The following is a 16,704-nucleotide window of genomic DNA, read 5'->3' as shown; positions in this document are numbered from 1 at the left end:
GCCGAACCCATCCAGTCGAACCCACCCATAGGCCACCAGACGCCTGGATACCCCTGGATACGCCCATCGGTCCCTCCCGGTCGCGCCAGGAAGAACCGGTTTCCACCAGGGCGTCCGGCTCGTGGCGGCCTCTCCCGGACAGGTGTCCAGTGATGCAGCTTCGTGATGCCCTGCGGACCTCCGCCCCGGACCCGGCCCCGGCCGCCGCGCCACGGGCCTGGCTGCTGCGTCCGGCCGGTGCGGTGTGGTTCGTCCTGCTCGCCGCGGTCCTGGCGGCCCGCGCCGCGCACGTTGCGGTGACGGACGCCCAGGGGGGCATGGACAACGCCTTCGTCGTCCATGCCGGGCAGGTGTGGCTGCACGGCGGCGCTCCGTACGGCGACCGGCGCTTCCTCTACCTGCCGAGCGCGGTGCTGTTCGCGGCCGGGCAGGCGCTGCTGCCCGCCGCCGTGCTGCGGGTCGCCGCTCCCGTGGTGTGCGTGGGGCTGGTCGCGGCGGGCTGGTGGTGCGCGCTGCGGCTGTTCCGGGTGCCGTCGCGCAGCCGGTTCGCGGTGCTGGGGCTGCTCGGTCTCGTGCTGTGCTGGGCTCCGGTGGGCCATCTGATCGACCTCGGCAACTGGACGGCGGTCGGCGCGCTGGCGCTGCCGCTGGCGCTGCTGCTGGCCGACCGCGGGCGCTGGGGCGCCGCCGGTGTGGTCCTCGGGCTCTCCGTGGCGGTGAAACCGCTGCTGGTGCCCGTCGCCCTCCTGCTGGTCCTGGCCCGGCAGTGGCGCGCCCTCGCCTGGACGGTGGCACTGCCGCTGGCGCTGTCCGCGGGCATGGCGCTCGTCATGCCGGATCCGGGCGGGTTCTTCACCCGCACGCTGCCCTTCCTGCTCAGGGGCGGTGACGCGCTGATGCGGCCCTTCGACTGCTCCCTGCCCGCGGTGCTGCCCCGGCTCGGGGTGCCGCGATCGGCGGCCGAGGCGCTGGCGCTCGCGGCCGCCGCGGCCGGGGTGGTGTGCGCCGGGCGGCGCTGGCGGCGCGCGGACCCCGGTCCGGCCCGGCTCGCGGACACCGCCGCCATGCTCATGCTCGCCTCGTACCTGGTGTCCCGGCCGTCCTACGAGCACTATCTGGTGGTCGTGGTGCCGCTGCTGGTCGCCGGGGTGTTCGAGGCCGGTTCGGCGGCGTGCTCGCCGTGGTTCTGGGCCGCGCTGATGCCGCAGGCGCCGGGATTCGCCTTCCCGGCCCTCGAGGCGTCGACCCGGCGGGCGTTCAAGGACGTGGTGAGCCTGTGCGGGCTCGCGCTGGTGCTGGCGCTGCGGTGCGTACGCCCGTGGCCCGGCGAGCGTGCCTCCGGGGCCACCGGGACCGGGGGTCCGGCGGCGGCCGAGCCCGCGCCCCTCGGCACGGGTCCGGGCTGAGCTGCACCGCCGCCGCTGAGCGCGCGGCGGACCGCTCCGGGCCGCCCGCGCCGCCCGCGCCGGCCGACCGGCCCGACCGGCCCGACCAGCCCGGCCGGTCCCCGGCGGTCCGGCACCGGTTCGGCTCGGCCGGTCAGCCCCGGTCGGTGGCCTCGGGGTCCCAGCCCTGGCCGCGCAGGACGGCCGCGACGTCCGGCGCGCGGTAGTGCTCGCCCTTGAGCACCTTGCCGTCGGCCCGGCGGGCCACCTGTCCGTCGGGGCCCCGCTTGCTCATGTTCGCGCGGTGGATCTCGGCGATCACCTCGTCGAGGTCGATGCCGTGCACCAGGGCGGTGCCGTACGCCACGTAGACCACGTCGGCCAGTTCGTGCGCCAGGTGGTCGAGCGGTCCCTCGACGGAGACCTCGGCGACCTCGGCCGCCTCCTCGGCGAGCAGTTCGCCCCGGTGGGCCGCCAGCTGCGGCGGCACCCGGGCGGGAGTGCTGCGGACGTCGAGCCCGAAGGCCTGGTGGAACTGTCGGACGAGGGCGGCGGGCGAGGAACTCATACGGCGACTCTAACCGGCACCTGTGACACCGCCCGCGCCGAGCGTGCGCGGTGGGCGCCCCCGCCGCCGCGCGTCCGTCCCGCACCACGGGAACGGCGGACCGGCCCTGGTCAGGGCGGCGCCCGGCTGGCAGGATCGCGCGCATGCCCAAGCTGTTCTCCTCCACCCGCAGGCGCCGCGGCCTCATGGGCGCGGCCGCCGGTGCCGTGGTCCTCGGGCTGCTGCTGTGGTGGCTGATGCCGCTGGGTGACGGCCCGCCGCGGGGGACGATCGCCTTCAGCACCGGGACCACCCGCGGTGTCTACCAGGAGTACGGCGTACGGCTGCGCACCGCGTTCGCCAAGGACATGCCGGACCTGAAGGTGCGGCTGCTCACCAGCGACGGTTCACAGGAGAACGTCACGCGCGTGGCGACCGGCAAGGCCGATTTCACCATCGCCGCCGCCGACGCCGTGGAGACGTACGTCCTGGACCACGGTCCGGGCGCGTCCGACCTGCGCGGTGTGGCCCGGCTCTACGACGACTACGTGCAGCTCGTGGTGGCCCGTGACTCGCCGATACGTTCGGTCGCGGACCTGCGGGGCAAGCGGGTCGCGGTCGGTCCCCCGGAGTCGGGTGTGCGGCTGATCGCGAACCGGGTGCTCGCCGCCGCCGGGATCGATCCGCAGCACGGCATCGAGCCCGTGGCCGACGGCATCGACACCGGCCCCGGACGGCTGCGTACGCACGCGATCGACGCGTTCTTCTGGTCGGGCGGGCTGCCCACGGACGGGCTCACGCAGCTCGCCTCGAAGTTCGCCTTCCGGTTCGTGCCGATCGACGCCGGTCTGGTGGCGCGGCTGCACGCGGAGGGCGGCGCCACGCGCTACTACCGCGCGACCAACATGCCGGAGTCGGCGTATCCGGCGGTCCAGGACGGTGCGACCGTGCCGACCATCGCCGTGTCCAACCTGCTGATGACCCGCGCGGACGTGGACCCGCGGCTCACCGAGTGGCTGACCCGGACCGTGATCGACAGCCGCGACCGCATCGGCGCGCATGTGCACTCCGCCCAGCTCGTCGATCTGCGCACCGCGATCTACACCGATCCGCTGGTGCTGCACGAGGGCGCCCGGCGCTACTACCGATCCGTCAAGCCCTGAGGCTCGCGGCCGCGTCCGCCTCCGCCGCGAGCCCCGCGTCTCCTCAGGTCGCCGCCGCTCCGGAACGGGGCCGGCCGGGCGGTTCGGTCCTCGGTACGGTCACCGTCACCTTCAGTCCGCGCGGCTCCTCGGCGCGATGGGCCGCGTAGCCGATGGAGCCGCCGCCAGCGGCGAGCAGCGCGCGGGAGATGGACAGGCCCAGACCTGAGCCCTTGATGTTCTGGTGGCGGCCGCTGCGCCAGAACCGGTCGCCGACCCGGGCCAGTTCCTCGTCGGTGAGGCCGGGGCCGCGGTCGGCGACGACGATCGTGGAGGTGTCGCCCCCACCGGAGACCGCCACGTCGACACGCTCTCCCGCCGGGGTGAACTTCACCGCGTTGTCGATCACCGCGTCCAGCGCGGAGGACAGCGCCACCGGGTCGGCCCAGGCGGTGGTGGCCGGGCACTCCCCCACCAGCCGCACCCCCTTGGCCTCGGCGGTCGGCGCCCAGGCGGCCACCCGCTCCCCGGTCAGCGCGCCGATGTCGATGAGGCGCAGATCGGCCTCGGCGTGCTCGGCGAGCGCCAGGTCCAGCAGGTCGTCCAGGACCTGGGCGAGGCGCTTGCCCTCGGTGCGGACGGAGGCGATCTCCTCGTTGTCCTCGGGCAGTTCGAGGGCGAGCAGTTCGATGCGCAGCAGGAGCGCGGCCAGCGGGTTGCGCAGTTGGTGGGAGGCGTCGGCGACGAAGGCGCGCTGCTGCTCCAGCACGTCCTGGACGTGGTCGGCCATCTCGTTGAACGACCGGGCGAGGCGTCGGAGTTCCGGCGGACCACCGGCCACCGCCACCCGGGACTTGAGCCGTCCGGTGGCGATGTCGTGGGTGGTGGCGTCGAGCACCCGTACCGGACGCAGCACCCAGCCGGTCAGCCGCAGCGCCGCGCCGACGGCGACCAGCATGGCGGCGGTCTCGCCCGCGCCGAGGATCAGCCAGTCCCGCAGGGTCCGCGATCGGGTCTGCCCGGTCGGCGAGTCGGTGACGACGACCGCGACGACGTCGCCGTCGCGGATGACGGGCGAGGCGACGACGAGCCGGGTGTGCTGCCAGGGCCAGACCTGCGCGGGGTCGTGGCTGCGGCGGCTCAGCTTGGCCTCGTCGAAGGCCTCGCGCACCTCGCCCCCGGCGGGCAGGGCCCAGTCGGCCGGCGCGCTGGCCATGGGCATGCCGGTGCGGTAGAAGACACCGGCCCGGATGCCGTACACCTCGTGGTAGCTGGCGAGTTCGCGGCTGAGCGTCTCCAGGCGCTCGTCGGGGACGGTGCGGCGGGAGCCGGTGGGCGGGTCGGTGACGAACTGGGCGAGCGCGGCGAAGCGCGCCGTGTCGTCGATGCGGTCGACGACGGCCTTCTGCTGCTCGCCCGCGGCGAGGCTGACGGCGAGCGGGAAGCCGAGGGCGAGCAGCACCGCCGCCATCAGGACGATCAGCAGCGGCAGCAGCCGGGTGCGCACCGGTGCCCGCTACGCGGCCGGGGCGACGAGGCGGTAGCCGACGCCGCGGACGGTCTCGATCAGGGCCGGCATCCGCAGTTTGGAGCGCAGCGAGGCGACGTGCACCTCCAGGGTGCGGCCGGTCCCCTCCCAGCTGGTGCGCCACACCTCGCTGATGATCTGCTCGCGGCGGAAGACCACGCCGGGGCGCTGGGCGAGCAGGGCGAGCAGGTCGAACTCCTTGCGGGTGAGCTGGACGGCCGTACCGTCCACGCTGACCTGCCGGGTGGGCAGTTCGATGTGGACCGGGCCGAGCCGCAGGTCGCCCTCACCGCCGCCGCCCGTGTCCTCGTGGGCGGTGCGGCGGCTGACGGCGTGGATCCGGGCGAGCAGCTCCCCGGTGTCGTAGGGCTTGACGACGTAGTCGTCGGCGCCGAGGTTGAGGCCGTGGATGCGGGAGCGGACGTCGGCGCGGGCGGTGACCATGATGACCGGGGTGCTGGTGCGCTTGCGGATCTTGCCGCAGACCTCGTAGCCGTCCTGGTCGGGCAGGCCGAGGTCGAGCAGGACCACGCCGAAGCAGGTCCCCTCGGGGACGAGCGCCTGGAGGGCCTCCTCGCCGCTGCGGGCGTGGGTGACGTCGAAGCCGTGCCGGGCCAGGATGGCGGACAGCGCGGCCGCGACGTGGTTGTCGTCCTCGACCAGGAGCAGTCTCAACCCGGCCCCTCCCGTTCATCGTGATGTCGTCCCGCGTCGGTCGCGGCGAAACGGTGTGCACGCGCGCGTGGGTGCACCATGGCAGTGACGCCGATGGACGAGGACCCCGTCAAGGGGCTGCCGGGCGCGGGTGCCGGTCGTTATCCAGCCGGTACGCGCCCCGTGGGGCGCGCTACGACGCGTGTCCGATTGCTATCGGATCGTGATGCTCAGATGTACCTCAGATGTAATGACGCTGGTCGCGCGGCGTGGCTACTGTCCTGCGAAACCGATGAGGACGGAGCCTGAAAGCGATGACCGAAGTATCGGTGGCCAAGGAAGACGTGGCCGCGACCGGCGATCTGGTCGTCCTGAAGAGCGTCAACAAGCACTTCGGCGCGTTGCACGTGCTCCAGGACATCGAGCTGACGATCTCCCGCGGCGAGGTCGTCGTGGTCATCGGGCCCTCCGGGTCCGGGAAGTCGACCCTGTGCCGCACCATCAACCGGCTGGAGACCATCGACTCCGGCACGATCACGATCGACGGCAAGCCGCTGCCCCCCGAGGGCAAGGAGCTGGCCCGGCTGCGCGCCGACGTCGGCATGGTCTTCCAGTCCTTCAACCTCTTCGCGCACAAGACCGTGCTGGAGAACGTGACGCTGGGCCAGGTCAAGGTCCGCCGCACGGACAAGCAGGCGGCCGAGGAGCGGGCGCGGGCCCTGCTGGACCGGGTCGGCGTGGGGGCGCAGGCGGACAAGTACCCGGCGCAGCTCTCCGGCGGCCAGCAGCAGCGCGTGGCGATCGCGCGGGCGCTGGCGATGGAGCCGAAGGTCATGCTGTTCGACGAGCCGACCTCCGCGCTGGACCCCGAGATGATCAACGAGGTGCTGGAGGTCATGCAGCAGCTCGCCCGGGACGGTATGACGATGATCGTCGTCACCCATGAGATGGGATTCGCCCGATCGGCTGCCAACCGGGTGGTCTTCATGGCGGACGGCCGGATCATCGAGCAGGCTGCGCCCGACCAGTTCTTCAGCAATCCGCGCAGCGACCGGGCCAAGGACTTCCTCTCGAAGATCCTGCACCACTGACGTCCGTACCACCGCAGCACCGCGTCACCGCGTCACCGCGTCACCGCGTCACCGCGTCACCGTGCGGCCGGTCCGGCCCCGGGCGTCCCGTACGTCCCACCGCCGGGCGGTGCGCCGCCGGCCGGCCGCCCTCGGTGCGGACGTCGCGGCCGGCGCCCGGCCCGCGCCGGCACCCGCGCCGTCCGTCCCCGCCGGTCGCACCGGCCCCCGTACCTGCCCCCGCGGCACCCCAGACCACCGCCGGGGCCCCGGCTCCGCACCGGGTCCCCGCGTCTTTCAGCAAAGGAAGTCCAGCATGAAGCTCCGCAAGGTCACCGCCGCCTCGGCCGTCGTGCTCGCCCTCGCCGTCTCGGCGACCGCGTGCGGTTCGGACAAGAAGGACGGCGGGTCGTCGGGCGGCGGCAAGAAGATCGCCATCGGCATCAAGTACGACCAGCCGGGCCTCGGCCAGAAGACGCCGCAGGGCTACTCCGGCTTCGACGTGGACGTGGCCGAGTACGTCGCCAAGAAGCTCGGTTACAACGAGGACCAGATCGAGTGGAAGGAGTCGAAGAGCGCCGACCGCGAGACCATGCTGGCCCGCGGTGACGTGCAGTTCATCGCCGCCACCTACTCGATCACCCCGGCCCGCGAGCAGAAGGTCGACTTCGCCGGCCCGTACCTGCTCGCCCACCAGGACGTCCTGCTCCGCGCCGACGACACCTCGATCAAGTCGGCGAGCGACCTGAACAGCAAGAAGCTGTGTTCCGTGACCGGTTCGACCTCGGCGCAGAACGTCAAGGAGAGGCTGGCCCCGCAGGCGAACCTGCTGAAGTACCCGACGTACTCGGCCTGCCTGAACGGTCTGCAGAACAAGGCGATCGACGCGCTGACCACCGACGACTCGATCCTCGCCGGTTACGCCTCCCAGCCCCAGTTCAAGGGCAAGTTCAAGCTGGGCGGCCTGAAGATGACCAACGAGAACTACGGCATCGGCGTCAAGAAGGGCAGCGACCTCAAGGCCAAGATCAACAAGGCTCTCGAGGAGATGGTCTCGGACGGTTCCTGGGAGAAGGCCGTGAAGGCCAACTTCGGCCCGGCCAACTACCAGTACGAGCAGGCGCCGAAGATCGGCGACATCAAGAGCTGAGCCAGCGCCCGCCCGGTGCGCCGCTCCTTCGCGGGCGGCGCACCGGGGTCCACCACACGCGGAAGCACGGGAGATCGTGTTCGACTTTCTTGAAGGCTACGACCTGCTGGGGGCCTTCTGGGTGACCGTGCAGCTCACCCTGCTCTCGGCCGTCGGCTCCCTCGTCTGGGGCACCCTGCTGGCCGCCATGCGCGTCGGCCCGGTCCCGCTCATGCGCGGCTTCGGCACCGCGTACGTCAACACCGTGCGGAACATCCCGCTGACGGTGATCATCCTCTTCACCTCGCTGGGCCTGAACCAGACCCTCGGTGTCCGCCTCGGCTCCGAGAACTTCGACACCATCAACTTCCGGCTCGCCGTGCTCGGACTGATCGCCTACACCTCGGCGTTCGTCTGCGAGGCGCTGCGCTCCGGCATCAACACGGTGCCGGTCGGCCAGGCGGAGGCGGCCCGCGCGCTCGGGCTGAACTTCACCCAGGTGCTGACCCTGGTGGTGCTGCCGCAGGCGTTCCGCTCGGTCGTCGGCCCGCTCACCAACGTACTGATCGCGCTCACCAAGAACACCACGGTGGCCGCCGCGATCGGTGTGGCCGAGGCGGCGCTGCTGATGAAGGACATCCTGGAGAACGAGGCACAGCTCCTGCTGACCGCGGCGGTCTTCGCGTTCGGCTTCGTGTGCCTGACGCTGCCGACCGGTCTGCTCCTCGGCTGGGTCAGCAAGAAGGTGGCGGTGAAGCGATGAGCTCCTCGGTGCTGTACGACGCGCAGGGCCCCAGGGCCAAACGGCGCAACATCGTCTACTCGATCGTGTTCGTCGTCGCGGTCGCCGCGCTCGTGTGGTGGGTCTACCAGGGCCTGAACGACAAGGGGCAGCTCGACTGGGAGAAGTGGAAGCCGTTCTTCGCCGGTTCCGAGGCATGGACCACGTACATCCTGCCGGGCCTGAAGAACACGCTGATCGCCGCCGCCCTGTCGATGGTCATCGCGCTGCCGCTGGGCGCCGTCCTCGGTATCGCGCGGCTCTCCGACCACGCCTGGATCCGGGTGCCGGCCGCCGTGATCGTGGAGTTCTTCCGCGCCATCCCGGTGCTGATGCTGATGATCTTCGGGGTGGCGCTGTTCTCCCAGTACACCGATGTCAGCTCGGACGACCGCCCGCTGTACGCCGTCGTCACCGGCCTGGTCCTCTACAACGCCTCGGTCCTCGCGGAGATCGTCCGGGCGGGCATCCTGTCCCTGCCCAAGGGGCAGGCGGAGGCCGGTCAGGCCATCGGTCTGCGCAAGACCCAGATCATGACGTCGGTCCTGCTGCCGCAGGCGGTCACCGCGATGCTCCCGGCGATCGTCAGCCAGCTGGTGGTGATCGTGAAGGACACCGCGCTCGGCGGCGCGATCCTCACCTTCCCCGAACTGCTGGCGTCGGTCTCCCCGATGAGTTCGTACTACGGTGCGAACACCATCGCCAGCTTCACCGTGGTCGCCGTCATCTACATCGTGCTGAACTTCAGCCTCACCAGCTTCGCGAGCTGGCTGGAACGCCGGCTGCGGCGCGCCAAGAAGTCCACCGGCGCGGTGCTTCCGCCGACCGCGGTGGCGGGCGCGGAGTCGACGGGGATCGCCGCCTGACGGACGGTCACCGCACGGGCGCGACACGGGGGCAGCGGAGTGATCACCGCTGCCCCCGTCACTTGACGCAAGCACCGGCAATAGGTTGCATACGTTCTGTGATCGTGCACCCTGCTCCAACCGTCTGTTCACGTCTGTCCGTCAGGACACCGCTGCGGGCAGGGGGCGCCGCGCCGTGGATCCGGTGATCGTCGTCGGAGCGGGGCCCGTCGGGCTCACGCTCGCCCTGGCGCTGGCGCGTCAGGAGGTGCCGTCCGTCGTCCTCGACGAGACCCCGGGCACCGACCCGGCGCGGGCCGCGCGCACCGTCGTCCTGCGCGAGGACACCGCGGCCCTCGTGGAGCGGCTGGCCGGTGCCCCGCTCGGCCGGGCCGGGCTGCGCTGGGCCGGATGGTGGTCGATGCGGCGCAAACAGGTGACGGCCGAGGTCGCCTTCGGCGAGACCGAACCGGCGCCGCTGCACATCGCCCAGCACGTCCTGACCGGCGCCCTGCGCGCCGCCGTGGCCCGCGAACCGCTGATCGAACTGGCCACCGACAGCCGCCTCGACGCCCTGGAGCAGGAGGCGGCGGGCGTGAGCGCCCACACCCGCGGCCCGGACGGCACCTGGTGGCGCGGCAGCCATCTCGTCGGCTGCGACGGACCGCGCTCGACCGTGCGCAAGCTCCAGGACATCCGCTTCCCCGGCCGCACCGCCGTCGAGCGGTACGCCGTGGCCGCCCTGCGCACCGGACTGCCCCGGCCCGAGGAAGCGTGCCTCCATCGCACGCCCCCCTGGCGCACCTCCGGCCCCTTCGCCGGGGAGATCACCGCGCGCCCGCTGCCGGACGACGTGTGGCGGCTGGACTGGCTGCTGCCGCCCGGCAAGGACCTGATCACCCCCGAACTGCTGATCGCCCGCATCCGCGAGACCCTCACCGGCTGGACCGGCGAGAGCGCACCGGCCTACGAACTCCTGGACACCGGTGTGCACACGGTCCACCACCGGGTGGCCCGGCGCTGGCGCAACGGGCGCGTGTTCCTCGCCGGGGACGCGGCGCATCTGCTCGGCGCGTTCGGCACGCAGGGACTCGACGAGGGTCTGCGGGACGCCGACAACCTCGCCTGGAAACTGGCCCTGACCTGGCATCACGGCCCGCACGAGGCTCTGCTCGACAGCTATCAGAGCGAGCGGCGCGCGGTGGTCGCCGCCCGGCTGCGCGCCGCCGACCAACTGCTGCCGGTGCTGCGCGGCGGCGGGCTGCGCTCGTACGTCCCCGGGGCCGCGCGCGGGCACGACATGGCACTCATCGAGGGCCACCTGGGGCGCGGCGCACTGGGCGCGCCGGGGACGTACGCCGACTCGCCGCTCGCCCCCGGGCCCTCCGACGCGGAGGCACCTCTGGACACGCCCGTCGGAGCACCGGTGGAGGACGTGGTGGTGACGGCGGAGGACGGCTCGTTCGTCCCGCTGCGGGACCGGCTGGGCCGCGGTGTGCTGCTGGTGGTGCTGGTCGCGCCGGGTACGGGGGTGTGGGAGCGCCGGCACTGGGTCAGCGCCGGGATCATGCCCCGGCTGGCCGCCGCGGTGACCGCGCTGCCGCATCCGGCCGAGCTGCTGGTCGCCGAGAGCTATCCGGGCGCGGCCCCCCACACCGTGCTGCTGGTGCGGCCGGACGGGCACCTGGTCACCGCCCTGAGCGGGGTGCGCCCGGCCGACCTCTACTCGGCGGCCGAGGCCGCCCTCGGCGGGACGGCGGCGACGGGGGCGCACGCCGAGGCGGGCGCGCACTGACCGCACGCGGTCACGCGCAAGGCGCCGCTCGGGCACTCATCGTCACCGCCGTCCGGATGGTGACGGTGAGTTGACCGTCTCCGGCCCTCATGGTGTACTCCCGATCGTGACCGACACCGATGTGCGCCTGTGGCGGAGGGTCCATATGGACCTCGTCCGCTATGCGGGCTGCGTGTGTCGTCCGTCCTGCTGAATTCGCCTCTCCTTTTCCCGCGCGCGCCGCAGCCGTGTCCGTCGTGCTGTTCCGTTCCGCACTCATGCTCATGCTCATGGGTGCCGCCGCGCGCGCTCCGCGAACGCTCTCCAGGACGGTACCCGTGTCTGCTTCTGCCTCCGCTGCCTCCGCGTCGGCTCCCGCCGCTCCCGCCCCCGCCTCCCCTGCCCCGCGCTCCTCCACCGCTTCCACCGCTCCGCCCACCGAGGCGGAGCTGCTCGACTTCGTCCGGCGCGCCGCCGCCGACACGGAGCTGATCGCCTCGCTGCCGCTCGATCCCGAGGGCCGCACCTGGATCCGTCTGGACGGGCCCGGGGGCAGTGAGGCCTGGCTGATCGGCTGGCCGCCCGGCACCGGCACGGGCTGGCACGACCACGCCGACTCGATCGGCGCCTTCGTCACCGCCGCCGGTGAACTGGCGGAGAGCTCGCTCGCCGCCCGGCTGCCCACCGACGGCTGGCAGACCCTGGAACTCACCGAGGGCGTGGACCGGGAGCGGCGGCTGCCCGCCGGCCGGGGCCGCGCCTTCGGCCGCCACCACGTCCACGAGGTGCGCAACGAGTCCGCTGCCGTGCACGCTGTCTCTGTGCACGCCTACTACCCGCCGCTGCCGCGGATCCGCCGCTACCGCCGCGCCGGGCAGACCCTGCGGCTGGAGCAGGTCGAGCGCCCCGAGGACTGGCAGTGAGCCGTCCGTACCGCACGAGAGGACCGGCAGCGACGTGAACGACCTGAACCACATGAGCGGTACGGACCTGAGCCACGTGAGCGGGACGGACACGGACCGCGTGAACGGCCCGGGGGAAGAACCGCCGGCCGGGATCGACGAGCTGCTGGAGCGGGTGCGCCGGGACTATGTGCGCGTCGGGCCGCGGGAGGCGTACGACGTCGCCCGCGCGGGCGACGGCCTGCTGGTCGACATCCGGTACGCCGCGCTGCGGGAGCGGGACGGGCTGATCCCGGGCGCCGTCGTCGTCGAACGCAACGAGCTGGAGTGGCGGCTCGACCCCCGGGGCAGCCACCGCCTGCCCGAGGCCACCGGTCACGATCTGCGGGTCGTCGTCATCTGCAACGAGGGCTACGCGTCGAGTCTCGCGGCCGTCTCCCTGCACCAGCTCGGCCTGCGCCGGGCGACCGATCTGATCGGCGGGTTCCAGGCGTGGCGGGCGGACGGGCTCCCCGTGGCGGCACCGTCGGCACCGTCGGCGCCGTCCGTGCCTGCGGGGGCGCGCGAGGCGTAGGCACCACGCCTCGTCCCCCGGGAAGGCGTCAGTCGCCGTCCTCCAGGAACCCGGTGTCCTCGCCCTCCTCCTCCAGGGCCTGCCGCACCAGCCGCAGGGCCAGGCCCTGGGAGTAGCCCTTGCGGGCGAGCATGCCGGCCAGCCTGCGCAGCCGCTTGTCGCGGTCGAGGCCCCGGGTGGAGCGCAGCTTGCGGGCGATCAGCTCGCGGGCGGTGGCCTCCTCCTGCTCGGCGTCGAGCCGTCCGACGGCCTCGTCGATCAGGGCCGTGTCGACGCCCTTGGTGCGCAGCTCCTGGGCGAGCGCGCGGCGGGCCAGTCCGCGTCCGTGGTGCCGGGACTCCACCCAGGCGTCCGCGAACGCGCCGTCGTCGATCAGCCCCACCTCCTCGAAGCGGGACAGCACCTCCTCGGCCACCTCGTCCGGGATCTCCCGCTTGCGCAGGGCGTCCGCCAGCTGTCTGCGGGTGCGCGGGGTCCCGGTGAGCTGGCGCAGGCAGATCGCCCGCGCCCGCTCCACCGGGTCCCCCGGAGACTCCCCCTGTTCGGCCCTCGGCGAGGAGATGTCTCCGTCCGCCACGGGCGTCCCGCCGGAACCCCTCCGGCGACGCCCGCGCCCGCCGTACGGCCCGCCGTCACGCGAACCGCCCCGGCGTGCGCCCCCTGTACGGGAGCCGGTCGCGGTGCCCTGCCCGTCTCCGCCGTCCGTGTCCGGTCCGTTGCCGCCCTCCGTGTCCGGTCCGTACAGGCCGTACGGCTCGTACGGCCCGTCGTCCGCCCGAAGGCCCGGGTCCGGGTCCGGGAACGCGCCGGTGCCGGAGCGGTCCCCGGTGCCCCTCCCCCGTGGGGCACCGGAAGCCGTGTGCGCGTGTCCGGCGTACCCGTCCTCGTGTCCGGAGTACTCGGGCCAGTCCGTTCGCCGTGTCACGGATCAGCTCTTGGCTGCGGCGGCCTTGGGCTTGGTGGCCTTGGCGGTCGCCGGGGCCGGCACCGTCTTGGCCGCGTCGCCCGAGGCGGCGGGGGCGGCGGCGTCCGCGGCAGGCTCGGCGGCGGGCTCCTCCGGACGCACGCCGACGCCCAGCTTGACCTTGATCTTCTTCTCGATCTCGTTGGCCAGGTCGGGGTTGTCCTTCAGGAAGTTGCGGGCGTTCTCCTTGCCCTGGCCGAGCTGGTCGCCCTCGTACGTGTACCAGGCGCCGGCCTTGCGGACGAAGCCGTGCTCCACGCCCATGTCGATCAGGCCGCCCTCGCGGCTGATGCCCTGGCCGTAGAGGATGTCGAACTCCGCCTGCTTGAAGGGCGGCGCGACCTTGTTCTTGACGACCTTGCAGCGGGTGCGGTTGCCGACCGCCTCGGTGCCGTCCTTCAGGGTCTCGATGCGGCGGATGTCGATGCGCACGGAGGCGTAGAACTTCAGCGCGCGGCCACCGGTCGTGGTCTCGGGGGAGCCGAACATCACGCCGATCTTCTCGCGCAGCTGATTGATGAAGATCGCGGTGGTCTTGGACTGGTTGAGCGCGCTGGTGATCTTGCGCAGGGCCTGGCTCATCAGGCGGGCCTGGAGACCCACGTGCGAGTCGCCCATCTCGCCCTCGATCTCCGCGCGCGGCACGAGGGCCGCGACCGAGTCGATGACGATGAGGTCGAGCGCGCCGGAGCGGACCAGCATGTCCACGATCTCCAGCGCCTGCTCGCCGTTGTCCGGCTGGGAGAGGATGAGGTTGTCGATGTCGACGCCGAGCTTCTTCGCGTACTCGGGGTCGAGGGCGTGCTCCGCGTCCACGAAGGCGACCTGGCCGCCGGCCCTCTGCGCGTTGGCCACGGCGTGCAGGGTCAGGGTCGTCTTGCCGGAGGACTCCGGGCCGTAGATCTCCACGACTCGGCCGCGCGGCAGCCCGCCGACGCCGAGGGCCACGTCGAGCGCGGTCGACCCGGTCGGGATGACCTCGATGGGCTCCATCGACCGCTCGCCCATGCGCATGACCGCGCCCTTGCCGAATTGCCGTTCAATCTGTGCGAGCGCGGCGTCGAGCGCCTTCTCGCGGTCGGTTCCTGCCATGGGTTCCACCCGATTTGCTTGAGTCGATCGCTTCACGTCAAAGACGCTAACGCCTGCCACTGACAATGCGCCTCGACGCACGTCCGGCCTGTGGATAACCAGGGGGTCAACTACCGCATACTCGGGCGAAACCCCCTCGGCTGCGCCCCGCCGGAGCCTCCATAAGAATGGATGTTCGATTTTCGTGTCAAGCGCACCACGCGGCACCCCGGTCAGGGCCAGGCGCTCAGCGCCCAGGCCGCCGGGACGAGGCAGAGCACCAGTTGAACCGTCCCGAGACCCCGGTGTCCGAGCCGCAGCAGCACGGCACCCGTCACACCGACGGCCAGGCTCAGCGCCCCGAAGCACAGCACGGGTGCCCAGTCCGCGGGCGGCGGGCCGGCCGCTGTCCGCGCGGAGTCCGTGCCCCGGCTCACCCCACGCGCCACGAGCAGGACGAGGCTCAGGAGACCGGCCGCCACGTCCGCCACCAGGACGAGCAGCAGGAGACAGCCCGAAGTGAAGGCGCTGTTCACGCTGGAGGACCGCTTGCCGACAGGTTCACGCATGCCCGTACGGTCACACGGAACACCTCCCTCCGGACGGACCGTCACCGATCCGCGACCCGGGCGTACTCCGCTCTCGACGAAGCCGCCCGGTCCCGCGCCCGGCACGCGGGCCGCCCTCCTGACGCACAGGGTGGGTCTGGCCGACGGCTCGGAGGTCGTCCTGCGCCCGCTCACGCACGCCGACGCGGACGGCGTGGCGGCCTTCCTCGCGGGGCTGTCCGCCGAGACCCGGCGGCTGAGCACCTTCGACGGGTACGACCTCGCGGCCGCCCGGGAGCTGTGCGACGCGATCGCCCGGTACGACAAGCTCAGACCGGTGCTCGCCGAGGTGCCGTCCGGCAGGATCGCCGGCCTCCTGGAGATCAGCCTCGATCTCCACCCCTCGGACATGTCCGCTACCGCGCGGCCGGTATCCGGCTGACGGCGACGGACTGCCGCTTCGGCCCGGCCCTGGCCGACGACTGCCAGGGCCGGGGCGTCGGGACGCGCGTCTTCCCGCTCGTCGCGGACGCCGTCAGGCGCTTCGGCAGGAAGAGGATCACCCTGTGGGGCGGCGTCCTCGCCGACAATCCACGCGCCATCCGCTACTTCGAGTTGCAGGGCTTTCGGACCGTCGGCCGGACAGGTCCTGGTTCACCGGGGCCGACGGCACGCGGTCCCTCGACATGATCCTCGACCTGCGTCCGGCACCGGACCGGCGACCGCACCGACTCCCGTCCTGATCCCCGCCCTGATCCCCGTCCTGAGACGATCGGCGGTATGACGGAACAGCCCGTGCGCATCAACGCCCTCATCGTCGACGCCACCGATCCCGAGCGGCTCGCCGCCTTCTGGTCGGCGGTCCTCGGCAGACCGGTCGTGGGCCGCACCGGACCCTATGTGTGGCTGCGCCGCGAGGACGGGCTGGGTCTCGGCTTCCAGCGGACCGATCAGCCCGCGGACCGCTCCGGCCCGGGGGCGGCCAAGAACCGCCTGCACATCGACGTCTCCACGCCCGACCCCGTCGCCGAGCAGCGGCGCATCGAGGCGCTGGGCGGGCGCAGGCTGGACGGGTACGCCGACGGCGGGTTCCTGGTGATGGCCGACCCCGAGGGCAACGAGTTCTGCGTCATCCCCGAGGGTCCCGTCGAGCTCGACGACGAGGGACGCGCGCACTACCTCGGCTGACCGGCGCTCCCGGGGGCGGCGAAGGGCCTCCCTCCGGGCCCGGACGCGGATGCGGTGCCGGTTGCGGAGGGAAGGCCCGGTGCGGCCGTGGCCCGGGTCGTGGCCGTGGGCCCGAGCCGTGGCCGTCGTGCCGTCTCAGCAGGCGACGACGTACCAGACCGGGGTCCAGTTGACCGTGCGTGACTGGTACGCCTTGGAGGTGAACAGGAGATGGTGGTTCTTGTCGTAGAACCTCGCCACCGTGCCGGGCGTCTGGTTGTTGACGAGCGGCCCGGAGCCGACCAGGTTGGGCAGCTGGAAGGTGAAGTTGCAGGTGGTGTACTGGAACGAGCTGCCGTTGGCGGCCTTGCCGCAGACGGAGTAGTACGGACAGCTCAGCTGGGCTCGGGCGGGAGCGGGCTGTTCGGCGGCGGAGGACGCCGCCGCCCCCGCCAGCGATCCGCCCAGCAGTGCTCCGGTGGCGAGCACGGTCGCCGCCAGTTCGCGCAGTGCCATGGTTCTTCCCCCTTGAAGGTGCTCCGAATGAAGGTGCTCCGAAGGTGCTTCGCGCACGGTCCTGTGACCGGCCGGGCCGAGGACTCCGGCCCTTCCTCAGCGTGCCG

Annotated in this window: 20 protein-coding genes; 13 read left to right on the top strand and 7 right to left on the bottom strand. The window is 72.6% G+C overall.

The features are described from left to right. The first annotated feature begins 152 nt into the window (after positions 1-152). Positions 153-1,406: a glycosyltransferase family 87 protein gene (locus A8713_RS23730; protein WP_064535603.1), complete on the top strand. Its 1,254-nt coding sequence runs from the start codon at positions 153-155 to the stop codon at positions 1,404-1,406. A gap of 133 nt (positions 1,407-1,539) precedes the next feature. On the opposite strand, the gene A8713_RS23725 is transcribed toward A8713_RS23730, so the two are convergent. Continuing rightward, positions 1,540-1,953: a MazG nucleotide pyrophosphohydrolase domain-containing protein gene (locus A8713_RS23725; RefSeq protein ID WP_064535602.1), complete on the bottom strand. Its 414-nt coding sequence runs from the start codon at positions 1,951-1,953 to the stop codon at positions 1,540-1,542. Positions 1,954-2,096: 143 nt separating this feature from the next. Here A8713_RS23725 and A8713_RS23720 point away from each other — a divergent pair, with 143 nt between their 5' ends. Next, positions 2,097-3,095 (top strand): TAXI family TRAP transporter solute-binding subunit, encoded by a 999-nt coding sequence (locus tag A8713_RS23720; protein WP_064535601.1) that lies wholly within the window; start codon positions 2,097-2,099, stop codon positions 3,093-3,095. Between the two features lie 43 nt (positions 3,096-3,138). Here the strand turns inward: A8713_RS23720 and A8713_RS23715 are convergent, their stop codons facing one another. Both A8713_RS23715 and A8713_RS23710 read right to left on the bottom strand, forming a co-directional pair. Then, the gene (locus A8713_RS23715; RefSeq protein WP_064535600.1) at positions 3,139-4,581 is read right to left on the bottom strand and encodes a sensor histidine kinase; all 1,443 of its coding nucleotides are present in this window, start codon (positions 4,579-4,581) and stop codon (positions 3,139-3,141) included. 9 nt (positions 4,582-4,590) lie between these two features. Further along, entirely contained in the window at positions 4,591-5,277 is a 687-nt protein-coding gene (locus A8713_RS23710) for a response regulator transcription factor (protein WP_018564713.1), read from the bottom strand. Positions 5,278-5,570: 293 nt separating this feature from the next. Between A8713_RS23710 and A8713_RS23705 the strand changes: the two genes are divergently transcribed. The 8 genes from A8713_RS23705 to A8713_RS23675 all read left to right on the top strand — a co-directional run bounded on the left by A8713_RS23705 (position 5,571) and on the right by A8713_RS23675 (position 12,331). Next, positions 5,571-6,347: an amino acid ABC transporter ATP-binding protein gene (locus A8713_RS23705; RefSeq protein ID WP_018564714.1), complete on the top strand. Its 777-nt coding sequence runs from the start codon at positions 5,571-5,573 to the stop codon at positions 6,345-6,347. A gap of 295 nt (positions 6,348-6,642) precedes the next feature. Beyond that, positions 6,643-7,476, top strand: a complete 834-nt coding sequence (locus A8713_RS23700; RefSeq protein ID WP_064535599.1) for a glutamate ABC transporter substrate-binding protein — start codon at positions 6,643-6,645, stop codon at positions 7,474-7,476. 76 nt (positions 7,477-7,552) lie between these two features. After that, on the top strand, positions 7,553-8,218 hold the full coding sequence (locus tag A8713_RS23695; protein WP_018564716.1) for an amino acid ABC transporter permease: 666 nt from the start codon (positions 7,553-7,555) through the stop codon (positions 8,216-8,218). Beyond that, a complete protein-coding gene (locus tag A8713_RS23690) occupies positions 8,215-9,102 on the top strand; it encodes an amino acid ABC transporter permease (protein ID WP_064535598.1) in 888 nt (295 codons plus the stop codon). The genes A8713_RS23695 and A8713_RS23690 overlap by 4 nt, the downstream gene beginning before the upstream one ends. Before the next feature lie 175 nt (positions 9,103-9,277). Beyond that, positions 9,278-10,876, top strand: a complete 1,599-nt coding sequence (locus A8713_RS23685; protein WP_064535597.1) for an FAD-dependent monooxygenase — start codon at positions 9,278-9,280, stop codon at positions 10,874-10,876. A gap of 106 nt (positions 10,877-10,982) precedes the next feature. Then, on the top strand, positions 10,983-11,069 hold the full coding sequence (locus tag A8713_RS34975) for a putative leader peptide (RefSeq protein ID WP_311605579.1): 87 nt from the start codon (positions 10,983-10,985) through the stop codon (positions 11,067-11,069). Between the two features lie 76 nt (positions 11,070-11,145). After that, entirely contained in the window at positions 11,146-11,778 is a 633-nt protein-coding gene (locus tag A8713_RS23680; protein WP_443069744.1) for a cysteine dioxygenase, read from the top strand. A gap of 52 nt (positions 11,779-11,830) precedes the next feature. After that, positions 11,831-12,331 carry a rhodanese-like domain-containing protein gene (locus A8713_RS23675; protein WP_237305567.1) on the top strand — a complete coding sequence of 167 codons (501 nt, stop codon included), beginning with the start codon at positions 11,831-11,833 and terminating at the stop codon, positions 12,329-12,331. Positions 12,332-12,359: 28 nt separating this feature from the next. Here A8713_RS23675 and recX read toward each other — a convergent pair whose 3' ends face one another. The 3 genes from recX to A8713_RS23660 form a co-directional block, all read right to left on the bottom strand. Further along, positions 12,360-13,256 (bottom strand): recombination regulator RecX, encoded by an 897-nt coding sequence (gene recX, locus A8713_RS32575; RefSeq protein ID WP_079159095.1) that lies wholly within the window; start codon positions 13,254-13,256, stop codon positions 12,360-12,362. A 3-nt stretch (positions 13,257-13,259) separates the two neighbouring features. Then, positions 13,260-14,387, bottom strand: coding sequence for a recombinase RecA (gene recA, locus A8713_RS23665; RefSeq protein ID WP_064535595.1), 1,128 nt, complete (start codon positions 14,385-14,387; stop codon positions 13,260-13,262). 212 nt (positions 14,388-14,599) lie between these two features. Further along, a complete protein-coding gene (locus tag A8713_RS23660) occupies positions 14,600-14,935 on the bottom strand; it encodes a hypothetical protein (RefSeq protein ID WP_064535594.1) in 336 nt (111 codons plus the stop codon). A 130-nt stretch (positions 14,936-15,065) separates the two neighbouring features. On the opposite strand from A8713_RS23660, the gene A8713_RS34385 reads away from it, so the two are divergent. From A8713_RS34385 to A8713_RS23650, 3 genes are all read left to right on the top strand, one after another. Next, positions 15,066-15,356: a hypothetical protein gene (locus A8713_RS34385; protein WP_237305448.1), complete on the top strand. Its 291-nt coding sequence runs from the start codon at positions 15,066-15,068 to the stop codon at positions 15,354-15,356. Next, positions 15,347-15,604: a GNAT family N-acetyltransferase gene (locus A8713_RS34825; protein ID WP_335743773.1), complete on the top strand. Its 258-nt coding sequence runs from the start codon at positions 15,347-15,349 to the stop codon at positions 15,602-15,604. Before A8713_RS34385 ends, A8713_RS34825 begins: the two co-directional genes overlap by 10 nt. A gap of 90 nt (positions 15,605-15,694) precedes the next feature. Then, entirely contained in the window at positions 15,695-16,102 is a 408-nt protein-coding gene (locus A8713_RS23650) for a VOC family protein (RefSeq protein ID WP_079159094.1), read from the top strand. Between the two features lie 135 nt (positions 16,103-16,237). On the opposite strand, the gene A8713_RS23645 is transcribed toward A8713_RS23650, so the two are convergent. Beyond that, entirely contained in the window at positions 16,238-16,597 is a 360-nt protein-coding gene (locus A8713_RS23645) for a hypothetical protein (protein WP_064535593.1), read from the bottom strand. Positions 16,598-16,704: the final 107 nt, after the last annotated feature.

It is taken from the genome of Streptomyces sp. SAT1 (genome assembly GCF_001654495.1).
GTDB lineage: Bacteria > Actinomycetota > Actinomycetes > Streptomycetales > Streptomycetaceae > Streptomyces > Streptomyces andamanensis.
This window is presented reverse-complemented; position numbering and strand designations above follow the sequence as displayed.